This is a genomic window from Corynebacterium sp. UD i78 (assembly GCF_056280545.1).
This window is the reverse complement of the sequence record NZ_JBWCED010000001.1, coordinates 758,477-773,002: the sequence shown is the minus strand read 5'-3', so window position 1 is coordinate 773,002 and position 14,526 is coordinate 758,477. Positions and strand designations below refer to the sequence as shown.

The following is a 14,526-nucleotide window of genomic DNA, read 5'->3' as shown; positions in this document are numbered from 1 at the left end:
CAGCTGCGTAAGGACCACAAATATGGAATTATCCGGGAATGAGTGTTCCCCGTCCTTCCGTCCGCGCCGCCGTCGCAGACCGTGAGGCGCCGTTCAGTGTCCTCGACCTGGACGCCGCCCTCGCCAACACCGCCGATCTCGTCCGCCGGGCGTCCGGCACTCCGGTCCGACTGGCCACGAAATCCGTCCGTATCCGCCCGCTGATCTCCCGCCTTCTGGAGTGCGAGGGCATCAAGGGCCTGCTGGCCTACCACCTCGGTGAGGCTCTCTGGCTCGTCGACGGACAGGTCAGCGACGACATCCTCGTCGCCTACCCCTGTGTCACTCCGTCACTGATGCAACAGCTCACGGCGGAGACCCGCTACCTGGACGCGGTGACCGTCATGGTCGACAGCGTCGAGCACCTCGACCTGCTGGACGCTGCGTCCCCGCCCGAGGACCGCGCCGGTACCGTCCGCGTCTGCCTCGACGTGGACGCCTCACTCAGCGTCGGCCCGCTCCACCTCGGCGCGCGTCGCTCGCCGGTGCACACCGTGGAGGACGCCACGCGTCTGGCCGAGCAGGTCTGCGCCCGGCCTGGTGTGGAACTCGTCGGCATCATGGCCTACGAGGGTCAGGTCGCCGGCACCACCGACACCTCCCCGGCAGTTGCGGCGATGAAGGCAGCCTCGGTGAAGGAACTGGCCGGGCGCCGCGCGAAGGTCGTCGCCGCGGTCCGCAGCATCGTCGAGACCCACGGCGGGCAGCTGGAGTTCGTCAACGGCGGTGGCACCGGCTCGGCGGAGACCACCGCCGCCGAGGACGCCGTCACCGAGATCGGCGCGGGCTCCGGGATCATCGGTTCCGGACTCTTCGACCACTACCGCACCTTCTCCCCCGCAGCCGCCGAATGGTTCGTGCTGCCGGTGGTACGCCGTGCCGCCGCAGACATCGTCACCGTCGCCGGAGGCGGACGCATCGCCTCCGGTGTCCCGGGTGCCGACCGCGTGCCTACCGTGGACTACCCCGCCGGACTGTCCTTCTCCGCCACGGAGGGCGCCGGTGAGGTCCAGACCCCGTTGCGCGGAGCCGCCGCCCGCGACCTGGGCCTCGGTGACCAGGTGTGGTTCCGTCACGCCAAGGCCGGCGAGCAGTCCGAGTGGACCGACCGGGTCACCGTCGTCTCCCGCGACCCCGCCGACAACACCACCCACGTCATCGACGACTGGCCCACGTACCGCGGCGAAGGAAAGAGCTTCGTATGACCACCACCTGGCACAACTGGTCCGGTGCACAGACCGCGCACCCGCAGGCGTTCGTCCAGCCCGCGACCGAGGCCGAACTCCTCGGCGTCATCACGGACGCCGCGTCCCGTGGTATGCATGTGAAGACCGTCGGCGCGGGGCACTCCTTCACCCCGACTGCGGTGACCGACGGCATCCTGGTCAACCTCGACAACCTGACCGGCCTGGTCCACGTCGACAAGGACGCCATGGAGGTCACCTTCCTCGCCGGTACCCGGCTGCGGGACATCCCCGGACTGCTCAAGCCACACGGGCTCGCCCTGGCCAACCAGGGTGACGTGGATCCGCAGGCGCTCGCCGGTGCGCTGTCGACCTCCACCCACGGCACGGGTGTCGGGTACACCGGCTTCGCCGGCATGGTCCGGCGGCTGCGCATCGTCACCGCCGACGGTGTGGTCCATGATGCCGGACCCGGTGACCCGCTCTTCGAGTACGGCCGTGTGAGCATCGGCGCGCTCGGCGTCCTGACGCAGGTGACGATGGCGGTGGTGGACACGTTCATCCTCTCCGCCGTGGAAAAGGCCGAGCCGCTGGGACCGGTGGTGGAGAACTTCGCCGCCCTGGCCCACGAGGTCGACCACCTGGAGTACTACTGGTTCCCCGGTACCGACGTCGCCCACGTCAAGCGCAACACCCGTCACCCGCTGTCCGACCGGGGCACCGTCCCCGGGCCGGTGCCGCGCTGGAAGTCGGTCATCGACGATGAACTGGTGAGCAACGCCGCCTACGGCGCGATGTGCCGGGTCATGTCCATGGCCCCGAGGACCACCGGGTTCTTCAACCGGGTCTCCGCAGGTGCCCTGGCCCAGCGTGAGTACGCCGACGTCGCCCACGACGTCTTCGTCTCCAAGCGCCGGGTGCGGTTCAACGAGATGGAGTACTCCGTGCCCCTGGCGGACGCCCCGGAGGTGCTCGCCGAGGTCCACCGCGTCATCGACACCTGCGGCATCCCGGTGGGCTTCCCCATCGAGGTCCGCGCCACCGCCGCTGACGATGTGCCGTTGTCCACGGCGAAGGGACGTGAGTCCTGCTACATCGCCGCGCACCGCTACCACCGTGACGACTACCGCGAGTTCTTCCGGGTCATCGAGCCGATCCTCGTCGCCGCGGGAGGACGCCCCCACTGGGGCAAGCACCACACCCTGGGGTTCGCGGAACTCTCGACGGTGCATGACGATCTCCACACCGTGGCGGATCTACGGGCGCAGGTCGACCCGGACGGGGTGTTCCGCAACCGCTACGTCGACCGGGTCTTCGGGCTGGGATGAGTGGGCTGGGTCAGTCTCGGACGCCGCGGCACATTGAACAGTGTGTCCGTGGTGAAGATGATCACCGCCACCCAGATCAGGCCGAAGCCGACCCAGCGCGCCGGTTCAATGTGTTCGTGGACGACGAAGACCGCCCACAGCATCTGCAGCACGGGAGTGATGTACTGGATCATTCCCAAGGTCGTCAGTGAGAGTTCGTGGGCGGCGCGGGCGAAGCACAGCAGCGGCAGTGCGGTGACCACACCGGCGGTCATGAGCAGCAGCACGTGACCCACGCCGTGGTCGCCCTGGACCATCGTGTTGGTTCCCTGGGTCTGCAGCCAGGCGAGGTAGAGCACGCCCACCGGGGCGAGCACCAGGGTCTCGGCGGTGAGCGACCGCAGCGGGGGCAGTGGCACCTTCTTCTTCATCAGACCGTAGAGCCCGAAGGAGAACGCCAGCGCCAGTGACACCACCGGCGGCGTCCCCAGGGCGACGGTGAGGATGATGACCGCCACCCCGGCCACGCCGACGGAGACCCACTGCATCATCCGGAGTCGCTCCCGCAGTACGAGCACACCGAGAAGGACGCTGACCAGCGGGTTGATGAAGTATCCCAGGGCGGCGTCGGCGACATGGTCGTTGTTCACCGCGTAGATGTACAGGCCCCAGTTCCCGGCGATGAGGACGGCGGCCACGGCGATGCGTCCCCACTGCCGCAGGGAGAGCTGACGGAGCCAGCGGAAGCCACCGCCGTGGTTGCTCCCGAGCAGCAGCAGGACGACGGCGACGAACGCCAGGGTCCACACGAAACGGTGGGCCAGGATCTCCATCGGGTCGGCCGGCTCGAGGAGCGGGAAGAATGCGGGGAAGAAGCCCCACATCAGGTAGCAGGCGACTCCCCAGATCACGGCGCGGGAGCCTCCGGCAGATCCTCGGGCAGGTCTTCGGCAGGCGGGGTGTCCTCCAGCGGACGCATGCCGAACCGGCCGTAGACGGCGTCCTCCGGCAGCGGTTCCACGCCGCGCACCCCGGGGGTGGCCGCCAGGGAGTGCAGCTCGGCAGGCGTCCCGTGGACGATGACGCCGGTGATCCCCAGCGCCTCATCGGTGTCCGGAATGCCGGCGGAAACGGCGACACGGTGACGGGCCCGGGCGAAGACGTCCTCACGGCGGTGGCCGACCGAGGGCTCGGGCAGGGCCCACTGCACCCCACCGGCGAGCAGGGTGCTCACCCGCAGACCCGGCTGGTCCGTGAAGAGCGCGGTCAGGGCGGCGACATCCGCCGGGCCCTCCGGGGACACCAGGGCCCACCGCGGGGCATCCCCGGTCGTTTCGGCGAGAGCCTCACCGGCCCGGGCGAGATAGTCTTCGGTGGACTCGCCGGTCTCCGGGCCGAGGACATCACCGTTGATCGCGGTGGCCTGCGACATCCGGTCGGAGTTCGACAGGGCGAAAACGGTCACCACCAGGGCGATGAGGCAGGCCACGGACAGCCACATCACCCAGGCGGGACGACGGGTGTCCTCCCACTCGAGCCTGCGCCGCGTCCGTTTGTCGGCAGGGATCTGCTCGGCGGACCGGAACCTGCCCATCAGTTCGTCTCCCGTAACCGGTCGAGCGCGGTCTGCAGGTCCGCCGGGTACGGCGACTCGATGTCCATCCACCGGCCGTCCGGGTGCAGGAACCCGAGGTGGACGGCGTGGAGCCATTGACGCACCAGACCCAGCCGCTTCGACAGCGTCGGATCGGCGCCGTACATCGGGTCACCGGCGCACGGGTGGTGCAGGGCCGAGAAATGGACGCGGATCTGGTGGGTGCGTCCGGTCTCCAGGTGGACACGCACCAGGGTGGCCTCGCGGAAGGCCTCGATGGTCTCGTAGTGGGTGACGGCGTGGCGTCCCCCGTCCTGGACGGCGAACTTCCAGCCGTGGCCGGGATGACGTGCGACAGGCGCGTCAATGGTGCCGTCGGTCGGGTCCGGGTGCCCCTGGACGAGCGCATGGTAGGTCTTGTCGACCGTGCGGTCGCGGAAGGCCCGCTTGAGGACCGTGTAGGCGCGCTCGGACGCCGCGACCGCCATGACACCGGAGGTGCCGACATCGAGGCGGTGCACGATCCCCTTGCGCTCCGGCGGTCCGGAGGTCGAGATCCGGTACCCGGCGGCGGCCAGACCGGAGGTGACGGTCGGGCCCTCCCAGCCGATCGTGGGATGGGCGGCGACACCGACCGGTTTATCGACGACGATGACGTCGTCGTCGGAGTAGAGGATGTCCATGCCCTCCACGACACGGGCCGGCTCGGCGGCGAGGTCACGGGGTGGGGCAGGAAGGGTGACGTCGAGCCAGGCACCGTCGACGAGCCGGTCCGACTTGCCGGCGGTCTTCCCGTCCTGGACGATGTCGCCCGCCTCGGCGAGCTCGGCGACGACGGTGCGGGACAGGCCGAGCAGCTTCGACAGGCCGGCGTCCACCCGCATGCCCGCCAGGCCACCGGGCACGGGCATCATCCTCGACACACGGTCGCTCATGCCTGCTCCTCCTGTTCCGCTTCTTCCTTCTGCTGCTTCGGCTCGATGAACAGCCCGTAGATGAGGTACACGATCACGCCGACGGTGATGCCCGAATCCGCGACATTGAAGATCGCGAAATCCCCGATCGAGATGAAGTCCACGACATGGCCGTGCAGTCCGCCCGGATCCCGGAACACCCGGTCTATGAAGTTGCCGGCCGCCCCGCCGCCGATCATGCCGACCGCCGCAATCGTCCACGGGTTACGCACACGGAACGCCAGGACGACGCACAGCAGTGCAGCCAGCAGCTGGATGACAGCGAAGACCGGGGTGGCGCTCTCCCCCATGGAGAACGCGGCCCCGGAGTTACGGATGAGGTAGAGGCGGGCGAACTCACCGAGGACCGGGTAACTGGTCCGTGGTTCGAGGAACTCGACGACGGCCCACTTGGTCACCTGGTCGAGAACGACCACACCCAACAGAACCGCCAACGCCCGGGGAACAGCTCCGGACCTGCTGCGGGCCGGGCGGGAATCCGCGGTCTCAGCGGAGGGTCGGGAAGAGGGGGCCTGGGTCACGGGTCTCCATCCTAGCGGGTGTGCCAGGAGAGGTTGGTAACGTGACGGTCGTGCACAGACGACGATCCTTTCCTTCCACCGTGGCAGTCCTGGTCTCCACCGTCGCCCTGGGGTCGACCCTGGGCCTTAGCGGGTGTGTCTCGTCGGATGACGAACCTGACCGCACCGATCCCGTCGAGTCCGCCGTAGACGGCGTCGCGGTGAAGCTCCTGGACGCCGGAACGTCCCCCACCGACCCCCTTGTCTGGTCCGCCGACGAGGAGGAGCAGCAGACGACCTTCTCCGTCGCCCAGGGGCTGGGCCAGCACACCACCGGTGGTGACGAGCAGGGCACCGCCGACGGCGAACTGCCCTACTCCGAGGTCACCATGGAACTGCCGCTGACGGCGACCACCGCATCCGACAACGGTGAGGGCCTTGCGGCCACCGTCACCGCAGGAACTCCCAGCGGTGACAACGACGACCGCAACGAGGACATCGCCACCGCCGAGGGCTTCCGCATGGTGCAGAAGTACAGCGACGACGGCAAGGTGAGCTCCCGGTCCTTCGCTGCGCCGGAGAACGCGACCGATTCAGCCCGTGCCAGTGTGGAGCAGGGCTTCACCCTGATGACCGATCTCCCCCTCGTCTTCCCGGAGGAGGCTGTCGGTGAGGGTGCCCGCTGGACGGTGACCGGCCAGGTCAGCGACTCCGGGTCCGGGGTGTCGATGCGGCAGACGGTGACCTACACCATCGCCTCGCGCAGCGGCTCGCAGGTGAACCTCGACGTGGACGTTGAACGGACCCCCACGGTCAAACAGATGGCGGGCACGGACCTGCAGGTGATGGACTCCACCACCGAATCCACCGGTTCGTTGACCCTCGACCTGCGGCACCCCCTGCCGGTGAGTGGGTCGGTGAAGACGACGACCGAGATCACCTACGGTCAGCCGGATTCCCCCGTGACGGTGGTGCAGGAGTCCCGCACCACCTCGACCTGGTCCTCCGACGAGGACTAGGCGGTAACTAGGCGGCCGGGGCGTCCTCCGCAGGCGCTTCCTCGGCAGGGGCCTCCTCCGGAGCCGGGGCGTCCTCCGGGACTTCCTCGGGCAGTTCCTCGGCGACGTCCGCCGCGCAGAGCGGCGGCACATTGTCCGGGGCGACGTTCTCGATGAGCGTGCAGGCCCACTCGCGCTTGAGCTTCCAGACGTCGTTCTCACGGATGAACTCCACACCCGAGACCGGCATCGGGTCGCGGTCCGGGATGATGAAGTTGACGGTCACGGAGGCGGTGTCGGGCAGGATGCCGGGCAGCACCGGATCAACGACCTCGAGGGTCGCACCGGACTCCTCCTTCGACTGCGTCATGACGTCGAAGAGTTCCAGGGCCTGATCACCACCCTCGACGGTGTCGGCCTTCTGGTCGGAGGGGATCGCCGGGTCGACAGCCCGGTTGAGCACGTCGTTGAGCTCGGCGGCGGTGGGCAGTGCGGTGGACCGGGTGGTCGTCGCGGCACTGGTGGTCGCGTCGGTCGAGTCATCGTCATCGGAGGAGCAGGCGGACATGGACAGACCTGCGGCGACGGCAGCCACGACGGCAACGGACTTCATGGAGTATTTCATGGTGAATCAGCCTACCCACCCCACGCTCCCTGCGTCACACCAGTAGTCTGTGTCCCCATGAGCGCGTCCTTCCCCGTCACCCTGCTCGCCACCGGCGGAACCATCGCCTGCACCGCAGGTCCCGACGGCACCCTACGACCCACACGCACCGCCGCAGACCTCTGCGCGGACGCCGGGCTCACACCCGACGACGTCACCGCGACCGACGCCCTTCACCTCGACTCCTCCGAGATGACCCTGGCCGACCTCGACGGCCTGCTGGCTGCGGTCCACGCCGTCGGCGGACCGGTGGTCGTCACCCACGGCACCGACTCGATGGAGGAGACCGCCATGGCCGTCGACCGGTTGCTCGGCGGACCCGTGGTGCTCACCGGTGCGCAGCGTCCCGCCGACCACGCCGACCCGGACGGCCCCGCCAATCTGCGGGACGCCGTGTCCGCAGCGGCGACAGCGACCGGCCCGGTCGTGGTGACAGGTGGTGTGACGGTCCCCGCCTACGGGGTGCGGAAGGTCCACACCACCGCGGACCGGGCCTTCGGGGGACCGGACTCCCCCGTCCACCGCCCGGGGCCCCTCGTCTCCCGCGGTCAGGCTCCGGTCCCGCTGTCGGGCCTGCGCGTCGACATCCTCACCGCCTACCAGGGGGCCGACAGCACCCTGGTGGACGCTGCACTGGCAGCGGGTGCCGACGGCCTGGTCATCGCCGCCTTCGGGTCGGGCAACGCCGGCGGGCTCGCCCCCGGGATCGGCCGTGCCCTGGACGCCGGAGTGCCCGTCGTGTTGTGCACCAGGGTCGCCGCCGGCGGGGTGGATGCCGTCTACGGCGGTGACGGCGGTGGGGCGACCCTGGCCGCGGCAGGTGCCCGGTCCGGTGGGGTACTCAGTCCCGCACAGGCACGGATGGAGCTGCTGTGTCAGCTGGCGGTGCAGCGGGAGGATCCCACGCCAGGGACTCCAGCGGGTCCGCAGGACTGAGGTCCGGGTCGTCGACCGGGAAGGTACGCGTCCGTCCCGGCCCGGTGGCACGGGTCTCGAAGCGCACGCTGACCACACCGCCGCCGGTGCCCTGCACCCACCCGTGACCGAACCCGGTGTGGTGGACATCCTGGGTGGCGCGCCAGCGACCGTAGGATTCGGCGGCCGGCGCCGACTCCACCACCGGGTCCGGTCCGGGTGCGTCGACGTGCACCACTTCCCGGGCCCCGATCTCGGAGAGCTCCGGGAACAGGGCCCCCTGCCGCTCATCGGTCAGCCCTGAGAGGCTGACGCCGACCAGTCGCACCGCCCCGGACTCCTCCGGGTGCGGCATCACCGAGCGTGACGCCGCGATGATGTCCTCGAGGTCCTCGGTCGGCACCGCGAGTGTGAGTGACCGGGTATGGGCACGGAAGTCCGCGGTACGGGTCTTCACGGTGACGGTCCGGGCCGCCCGGCCGTCCTTCTTCAGCCGGGTGTGCGCGGCGGTGGCCGACGCGACGAGCACCGGGTCAGCTGCGGCGGTCGTCGCGGCGTCCACCTCGAGGGTGCGTTCCGCGGAGACCTGCTTGGCACGTCCCCTCGCCGCGACCGGTCGGGGGTCGACGCCGCGGGCGTACCCCAGCAACTGGGTACCGACAGAACCGAGGAGACTGCGGACGTCGGCGTCGTCCATGGCGGTGAACTGGCCGATGGTGGTCACACCGACCTCGGCGAGCCGGGCCTGCGCGACCGGACCGATGCCGCCGATCTCCCCGACCGGACGGGGGCCGAAGACCTCGTCGCGGTGGTCCGCGCCGACGACGGCCACGCCGTGGGGCTTGTCGAGGTCGGAGGCCATCTTGGCGTGGAGTTTCCCGGTGGAGACACCGATGGAGCAGACCAGTCCGGTCTCCTGTTCAACGGTGTCCTGAAGGGCGTGTGCCCACGTCTCGGCGTCCTGCGTGGTGGCACCGGCCAGGACCGCCGGTTCGGCGAAGCCCTCGTCCACGCTGAGCCGCTCGATGAAGCCGGCCTCGCGCTCGAGGATCCCGAAGATGCGTTCGGATGCCGCCGAGTAGACCACGAAGCGGGGATGCACCACCGAGGCCTTCCCGCGGCACAGTCGCACGGCCTGGCTCATCGGCATCGCCGAGCGCGCACCGTACACCCGCGCCTCGTAGGACGCCCCGGCGACGACTCCCCTGCCCGATGCCCCTCCCACCAGGACCGGACGGCCACGCAGCGTCGGCCGGGTGAGCTGCTCGACGGACGCGAAGAAGGCGTCCATGTCGACGTGCACCACCCAGCGTCGCTCACCTGTCCCGGAACCTGTCACGGCCCCCATCCTAGATCGCCCGGGCTACGTCGCCGGGTTCACGGAGGAGCGGTCGACCTTGAGCGCGAATTCCTCACGGCGATGCTCCACACTCGGCTTCACCCAGCGCCAGGAGAACCAGACGACGAGGATGATCGGGACGGAGACGATGACCGTCCAGAAGCCGATCGAGTCGCCCGAGGCGACGAGCACGACGACGAGCAGCAGGAAAGCCAGGGTGACCCAGTTGGAGACCGGGGCCAACGGCATCCGGAAGGACGGACGCTCGAACTCGCCGGCCTCGGCCCGCTTCCGGAACTTCATCTGGGCGATGATCATCGAACCCCAGGTGAGGATCAGCGTGACCGCGGTGAGGTTCATCGCGATGTCGAAGGCACGACCCGGGGCGACGTAGTTGATGACCACACCGACGATGATGACTGCACTGGTCAGGGCGATCCCACCGAAGGGGACGCCACGGTTGTTGAGCTGGCCGAGTGCATGCGGGGCCGACCCGGCGTGGGACATGGTGCGGATGACGCGTCCCGTGGAGTACAGGCCGGCGTTGAGGGAGGACAGTACCGCGGTGATGACGACGAGATTCATGATGTCGCCCATCTGGGAGACACCGACCTTCGAGAACACGGTCACGAACGGGCTCTCGTTCGCCTTGAACTCGGTGTACGGCAGCAGGAACGACATGACGAGCACGGAACCGCAGTAGAGGACCAGGATGCGCCAGACGACGTTGTTCACCGCACGCGGCATCTCGTCACGGGCGTTCTCGGTCTCACCGGCGGCGGTCGCGATGACCTCTATGCCGAGATAGGCGAAGAAGACACCGGAGGTCACCACGGCCAGCGGGACGACGCCCTCGGGGAAGATGCCGTCGTGGTCGGTGATGTTGTCCAGACCGGCGGAGAACCCTCCGATCTCATGGCCGGTGAGGATGAAGACAATGCCGGTGACCAGGAAGATCACGATAGCGGCGACCTTGATGAAGCTGAACCAGAACTCCAGCTCACCGAAGACGCGCACGCCGATCATGTTGAAGGCCACGACGACGACCAGTGCAACCAGCGCCAGCACCCACTGCGGTACCGGGTCGAAGACCGGCCAGAACTTCAGGTACAGGGCAAAGGCGGTCACGTCGGCGATACCGGTGATGGCCCACTGGAGGAAATAGTTCCACCCCAGCAGGTAGGCGGCGCGCTCTCCGAGGAACTCACGGGCGTAGGAGACCACGCCACCGGAGCTCGGGCGGTGCATGACCAGCTCGCCGATGGCACGCAGCACGAGGAAGCCGAAGAAGCCGCACACCGCGTAGGCGATGAACAGGGACGGGCCGGCGTCGTGGAGGCGTCCGCCGGCGCCGAGGAACAGACCGGTACCGATGGCGGAACCGATGGCCATCATCTGGATGTGGCGGTGCTTGAGGCCCTTCTGATAGCCCTCCTGGTCAGCGGTCAGGAACGACGACGTCGCCTGTGACCTCTGTATCTGATTCTCTGTCACCGTAGGGCGACCTTCCTTGATATATACCGAAGTAAACTAAGTTAACCCGGTCCGAGAGAACACCACCGCCGGGACCGTCACCCCGGCATATCTGTCGGAGATCAGGTCCCGGCGGTGTTCCGTCGGGATGGTCTGTTGCTCTTGAAGCTGACGGTCGGCGTCAGTTGCCGGTGACGCGCTCCACGGTAACCGTGCAGCCGTCGCCGGTGTCGTGCGTGAGAACCTCACCGGTGATCACCTTAGCCGTGGTGGCGAGAACCTCACGGGCGATGGTGTCGATGTGGGCCTCCGCCCACCCCCGTCGCCCCTCCGGGACGGACAGCACGAGGCTGATCCGGTCGGAGACGTCGAAGTCCTCGGTGCGGCGGGCGTCCTGGATCCCCCGGATACGGTCCGCGGCCCAGCCCTCTGCCTCCAGCTCCTCGGTGAGCGTCATGTCGAGCACGACGAGGCCCTCCGTGCCGGGGATTTCGGCGGTGCGCTCCGGGTCGACGGCGACGAGCTTGCGGGAGTACTCCCCCTCGATCAGACCGATACCGTCGGCGACGACCGCACCGGACCCGGAGACGGTGTAGTTGCCGGACTTCACGGCCTTGATGACTTTCTGCACGTCCTTGCCGAGGCGGGGGCCGGCGACCCGGGCGTTGACGACGACATCGAAGCGTCCCACGGAACTGACGTCATCGGTCAGGATGACCTCCTTGACGTTCACCTCGTCACCGATGATGTCGGTGAAGTCGGCGAGACGTGCCGAGGACGGCAGCGCCACGGTGAGGCTCTGCAGCGGCAGACGGTTGCGCAGCTTGTTCGCCTTCCGCAGCGAGGACGACGCGGAGCAGACGCTGCGGACCTCGTCCATCGCTGCGACGAGAGCGGCGTCCGCCGGGAACTCCTCGGCGTCCGGCCAGTCGGTGAGATGCACCGAGCGTCCACCGGTCAGACCGCGCCAGATGACCTCGGTGGTCATCGGCAGCAGCGGGGCGCTGATACGGCAGAGGGTCTCCAGCACGGTGTAGAGGGTGTTGAAGGCCTCCGGGAACTCACCGTCGCCGGCCCAGAAGCGGTCACGGGAACGGCGCACGTACCAGTTGGTCAGGGCGTCACAGAACTGCCGGATCTCGTCGGTGGCCGCGGCGATGTTCGTGGCGTCCAGCGAGGCGGTCACCTCGACGACCGTGTCGTGCAGCTTCGCGAGGATGTAGCGGTCCAGCACGTTGGTGGACGTGGTCGAACGCTCCGCCGGGGTGTGGGCGTAGAGCCGCAGGAAGGAGTAGGCGTTCCACATCGGCAGCATCGCCTGGCGCACGCCCTCACGGATGCCCTGCTCGGTGACGATGAGATTGCCGCCACGCAGGATCGGCGAGCTCATGAGGAACCAGCGCATCGCATCGGAGCCGTCACGGTCGAAGACACCGTTGACGTCGGGGTAGTTGCCCTTGGACTTGGACATCTTCAGGCCGTCGTCGCCGAGGACGATGCCGTGGGAGACGACCTTCTTGAACGCCGGGCGGTCGAAGAGCGCGGTGGACAGCACATGGAGCAGGTAGAACCAGCCACGGGTCTGGCCAATGTACTCGACGATGAAGTCCGCCGGCGAGTGGGTGTCGAACCAGTCCTTGTTCTCGAAGGGGTAGTGCACCTGGGCGAAGGGCATGGAGCCGGAGTCGAACCAGACGTCGAGGACGTCGGGGACGCGCCGCATGGTGGACTTCCCCGTCGGATCATCCGGGTTCGGGCGGGTCAGCTCGTCGATGTACGGGCGGTGGAGGGAGTCCGGACGGACGCCGAAGTCCGCCTCGAGCTCATCGAGGGAGCCGTAGACGTCGATACGCGGGTAGGCGTCGTCATCGGAGACCCACACCGGGATCGGGGAACCCCAGTAGCGGGACCGGGAGATGTTCCAGTCGCGGGCACCCTCCAGCCACTTGCCGAACTGGCCGTCGCGGATGTGCTCCGGGATCCACTCGATCTGGTCGTGGTTGAGCTCGACCATACGGTCACGGAATGTCGTGACGGAGACGAACCAGCTGGGCAGCGCCATGTAGATGAGCGGCTCGCCGGACCGCCAGGAGTGCGGGTAGGAGTGCTCGATGGTCTGGTCGCGGACGATCCGCGCCTTCTCCTTGAGATCCCGGATGATCTGCCGGTTGGCGTCGAAGACGAGCTGACCCTGGTAGTCGGGCACCAGAGAGGTGAACTTGCCGTCCATGTCCACCGGGATGACGACCTCGATACCTGCGGCGTTGCAGGTGGTCATGTCGTCCTCACCGAAGGCCGGGGCCTGGTGGACGATACCGGTACCGTCCTCTGTGGTGACGTAGTCGGCGGCGAGGATACGGAAGGCACCCTGCTCCGCACGGTCGGCGAAGTAGTCGAAGGGCGGGATGTAGGTCAGGCCCACGAGCTGGTCGCCGGTGAACTCGGCAATGACCTCGGCGGCCTCGGACGCCCCACCCAGCTCCTTCACGTAGGCGCCCCTGAGGTCCTTGGCCAGCAGCACCTTCTGCCCTGCGACCGCCCCGGCCCCGTCGTCGGCGACCTTGACCAGGGCGTAGGTGACCGCCGGGTTGACGGCGAGTGCCAGGTGCGAGGGCAGGGTCCACGGGGTGGTCGTCCACGCCATCGCGGCAGCGTCCGCGAGCTCGGGGTGCGCGGCGAGCGTGTCGACCGCGGCGGTGCCCGGCCAGGCGCCGGTCACCGGGAAGGTCACGGTGACCGTGGGGTCCTGACGCATCTTGTAGGAGTCGTCCAGGCGGGTCTCCTGGTTCGACAGCGGGGTGTGCTCGGCCCAGGAGTACGGCAGGACGCGGAAGCCCTGGTAGATGAGCCCCTTGTCGTAGAGGGTCTTGAAGGCCCAGATCACGGATTCCATATAGGACAGGTCCATGGTCTTGTAGCCGTTGTCGAAATCCACCCAGCGGGCCTGACGGGTGACGTAGTCCTTCCACTCCCCCGCGTACCGCAACACAGACTCGGCGCAGTAGTCGTTGAAGGCGGCGAGGCCCATCTCCTCGATCTGGCCCTTGTCCTTGATGCCCAGCTGCTTCTCCGCCTCGAGCTCGGCGGGCAGACCGTGGGTGTCCCAGCCGAAGACGCGCGGGACCTTGTAGCCGCGCATGGTCTTGTAGCGCGGGACGATGTCCTTGACGTAGCCGGTGAGCAGGTGGCCGTAGTGCGGTAGGCCGTTGGCGAAGGGCGGGCCGTCGTAGAAGATGTACTCTTCGGCGCCCTCACGGTTCCTCAGCGACTCCTGGAACGTGTCGTCCTCTGCCCAGTAGGACAGGACGTTGCGCTCCATGAGCGGGAACGAACTGGTTCCGTCACTCATGTCGGTACGGGGGTAAGCACCGCCGGCGGGGGTGGTCATCGCGGACTCCTTGAAGGTTGTTCGTCTCAAGTCCGCGGGGACGCTCCCGTTGCCGGTCGCGCGGTACCACCCCGCTTGATCTCCCCCACCGTCGGATGTCGTGGGGAGTTCCGCTCATCGTGCGGCGTGACGTGCCGCGGTCCCGTCCGGT

At 68.3% G+C, this 14,526-nt stretch carries 12 protein-coding genes; 4 read left to right on the top strand and 8 right to left on the bottom strand.

Translation table 11 applies throughout. The features are described from left to right. The first annotated feature begins 38 nt into the window (after nt 1-38). On the top strand, nt 39-1,244 hold the full coding sequence (locus ACZ9GM_RS03660; RefSeq protein WP_476037289.1) for an alanine racemase: 1,206 nt from the start codon (nt 39-41) through the stop codon (nt 1,242-1,244). Further along, nucleotides 1,241-2,551, top strand: coding sequence for a D-arabinono-1,4-lactone oxidase (locus ACZ9GM_RS03655; protein WP_291473456.1), 1,311 nt, complete (start codon nt 1,241-1,243; stop codon nt 2,549-2,551). Before ACZ9GM_RS03660 ends, ACZ9GM_RS03655 begins: the two co-directional genes overlap by 4 nt. Here ACZ9GM_RS03655 and rarD read toward each other — a convergent pair. From rarD to lspA, 4 genes are read right to left on the bottom strand one after another with little or no spacing between them, the layout of a single operon-like run. Continuing rightward, nucleotides 2,521-3,441 (bottom strand): EamA family transporter RarD, encoded by a 921-nt coding sequence (gene rarD / locus ACZ9GM_RS03650; protein WP_476037288.1) that lies wholly within the window; start codon nt 3,439-3,441, stop codon nt 2,521-2,523. The two genes, ACZ9GM_RS03655 and rarD, sit on opposite strands and share 31 nt — an antisense overlap. Then, nucleotides 3,438-4,124: a hypothetical protein gene (locus tag ACZ9GM_RS03645; protein ID WP_476037287.1), complete on the bottom strand. Its 687-nt coding sequence runs from the start codon at nt 4,122-4,124 to the stop codon at nt 3,438-3,440. Before ACZ9GM_RS03645 ends, rarD begins: the two co-directional genes overlap by 4 nt. Then, a complete protein-coding gene (locus ACZ9GM_RS03640) occupies nt 4,124-5,059 on the bottom strand; it encodes an RluA family pseudouridine synthase (RefSeq protein WP_476037286.1) in 936 nt (311 codons plus the stop codon). Before ACZ9GM_RS03640 ends, ACZ9GM_RS03645 begins: the two co-directional genes overlap by 1 nt. Further along, nucleotides 5,056-5,532, bottom strand: a complete 477-nt coding sequence (lspA, locus tag ACZ9GM_RS03635) for a signal peptidase II (RefSeq protein WP_476038309.1) — start codon at nt 5,530-5,532, stop codon at nt 5,056-5,058. The genes ACZ9GM_RS03640 and lspA overlap by 4 nt, the downstream gene beginning before the upstream one ends. A gap of 167 nt (nt 5,533-5,699) precedes the next feature. Between lspA and ACZ9GM_RS03630 the strand changes: the two genes are divergently transcribed. Beyond that, entirely contained in the window at nt 5,700-6,617 is a 918-nt protein-coding gene (locus tag ACZ9GM_RS03630) for a hypothetical protein (RefSeq protein ID WP_291473460.1), read from the top strand. Between the two features lie 7 nt (nt 6,618-6,624). Here the strand turns inward: ACZ9GM_RS03630 and ACZ9GM_RS03625 are convergent, their stop codons facing one another. After that, entirely contained in the window at nt 6,625-7,221 is a 597-nt protein-coding gene (locus tag ACZ9GM_RS03625; protein ID WP_291473461.1) for a WKL family lipoprotein, read from the bottom strand. A gap of 57 nt (nt 7,222-7,278) precedes the next feature. Between ACZ9GM_RS03625 and ACZ9GM_RS03620 the strand changes: the two genes are divergently transcribed. Beyond that, nucleotides 7,279-8,196: an asparaginase domain-containing protein gene (locus ACZ9GM_RS03620; RefSeq protein WP_291473462.1), complete on the top strand. Its 918-nt coding sequence runs from the start codon at nt 7,279-7,281 to the stop codon at nt 8,194-8,196. On the opposite strand, the gene ACZ9GM_RS03615 is transcribed toward ACZ9GM_RS03620, so the two are convergent. The 3 genes from ACZ9GM_RS03615 to ileS all read right to left on the bottom strand — a co-directional run bounded on the left by ACZ9GM_RS03615 (nt 8,102) and on the right by ileS (nt 14,375). Beyond that, nucleotides 8,102-9,514: a DNA polymerase IV gene (locus ACZ9GM_RS03615; protein WP_291473463.1), complete on the bottom strand. Its 1,413-nt coding sequence runs from the start codon at nt 9,512-9,514 to the stop codon at nt 8,102-8,104. The genes ACZ9GM_RS03620 and ACZ9GM_RS03615 overlap by 95 nt on opposite strands. A gap of 24 nt (nt 9,515-9,538) precedes the next feature. Beyond that, nucleotides 9,539-11,008, bottom strand: coding sequence for an amino acid permease (locus tag ACZ9GM_RS03610; protein WP_291473464.1), 1,470 nt, complete (start codon nt 11,006-11,008; stop codon nt 9,539-9,541). 160 nt (nt 11,009-11,168) lie between these two features. Further along, nucleotides 11,169-14,375: an isoleucine--tRNA ligase gene (gene ileS, locus ACZ9GM_RS03605; protein WP_476037285.1), complete on the bottom strand. Its 3,207-nt coding sequence runs from the start codon at nt 14,373-14,375 to the stop codon at nt 11,169-11,171. Nucleotides 14,376-14,526: the final 151 nt, after the last annotated feature.

What these genes read in the sequence shown, in the direction of transcription:
- ACZ9GM_RS03640 (WP_476037286.1), bottom strand. Translation starts at nt 5,059, where the DNA reads ATGAGCGACCGTGTGTCGAGGATGATGCCCGTGCCCGGTGGCCTGGCG.
- ACZ9GM_RS03645 (WP_476037287.1), bottom strand. Translation starts at nt 4,124, where the DNA reads ATGGGCAGGTTCCGGTCCGCCGAGCAGATCCCTGCCGACAAACGGACG.
- ACZ9GM_RS03620 (WP_291473462.1), top strand. Translation starts at nt 7,279, where the DNA reads ATGAGCGCGTCCTTCCCCGTCACCCTGCTCGCCACCGGCGGAACCATC.
- ACZ9GM_RS03625 (WP_291473461.1), bottom strand. Translation starts at nt 7,221, where the DNA reads ATGAAATACTCCATGAAGTCCGTTGCCGTCGTGGCTGCCGTCGCCGCA.
- ACZ9GM_RS03660 (WP_476037289.1), top strand. Translation starts at nt 39, where the DNA reads ATGAGTGTTCCCCGTCCTTCCGTCCGCGCCGCCGTCGCAGACCGTGAG.
- ACZ9GM_RS03655 (WP_291473456.1), top strand. Translation starts at nt 1,241, where the DNA reads ATGACCACCACCTGGCACAACTGGTCCGGTGCACAGACCGCGCACCCG.
- ileS (WP_476037285.1), bottom strand. Translation starts at nt 14,375, where the DNA reads ATGACCACCCCCGCCGGCGGTGCTTACCCCCGTACCGACATGAGTGAC.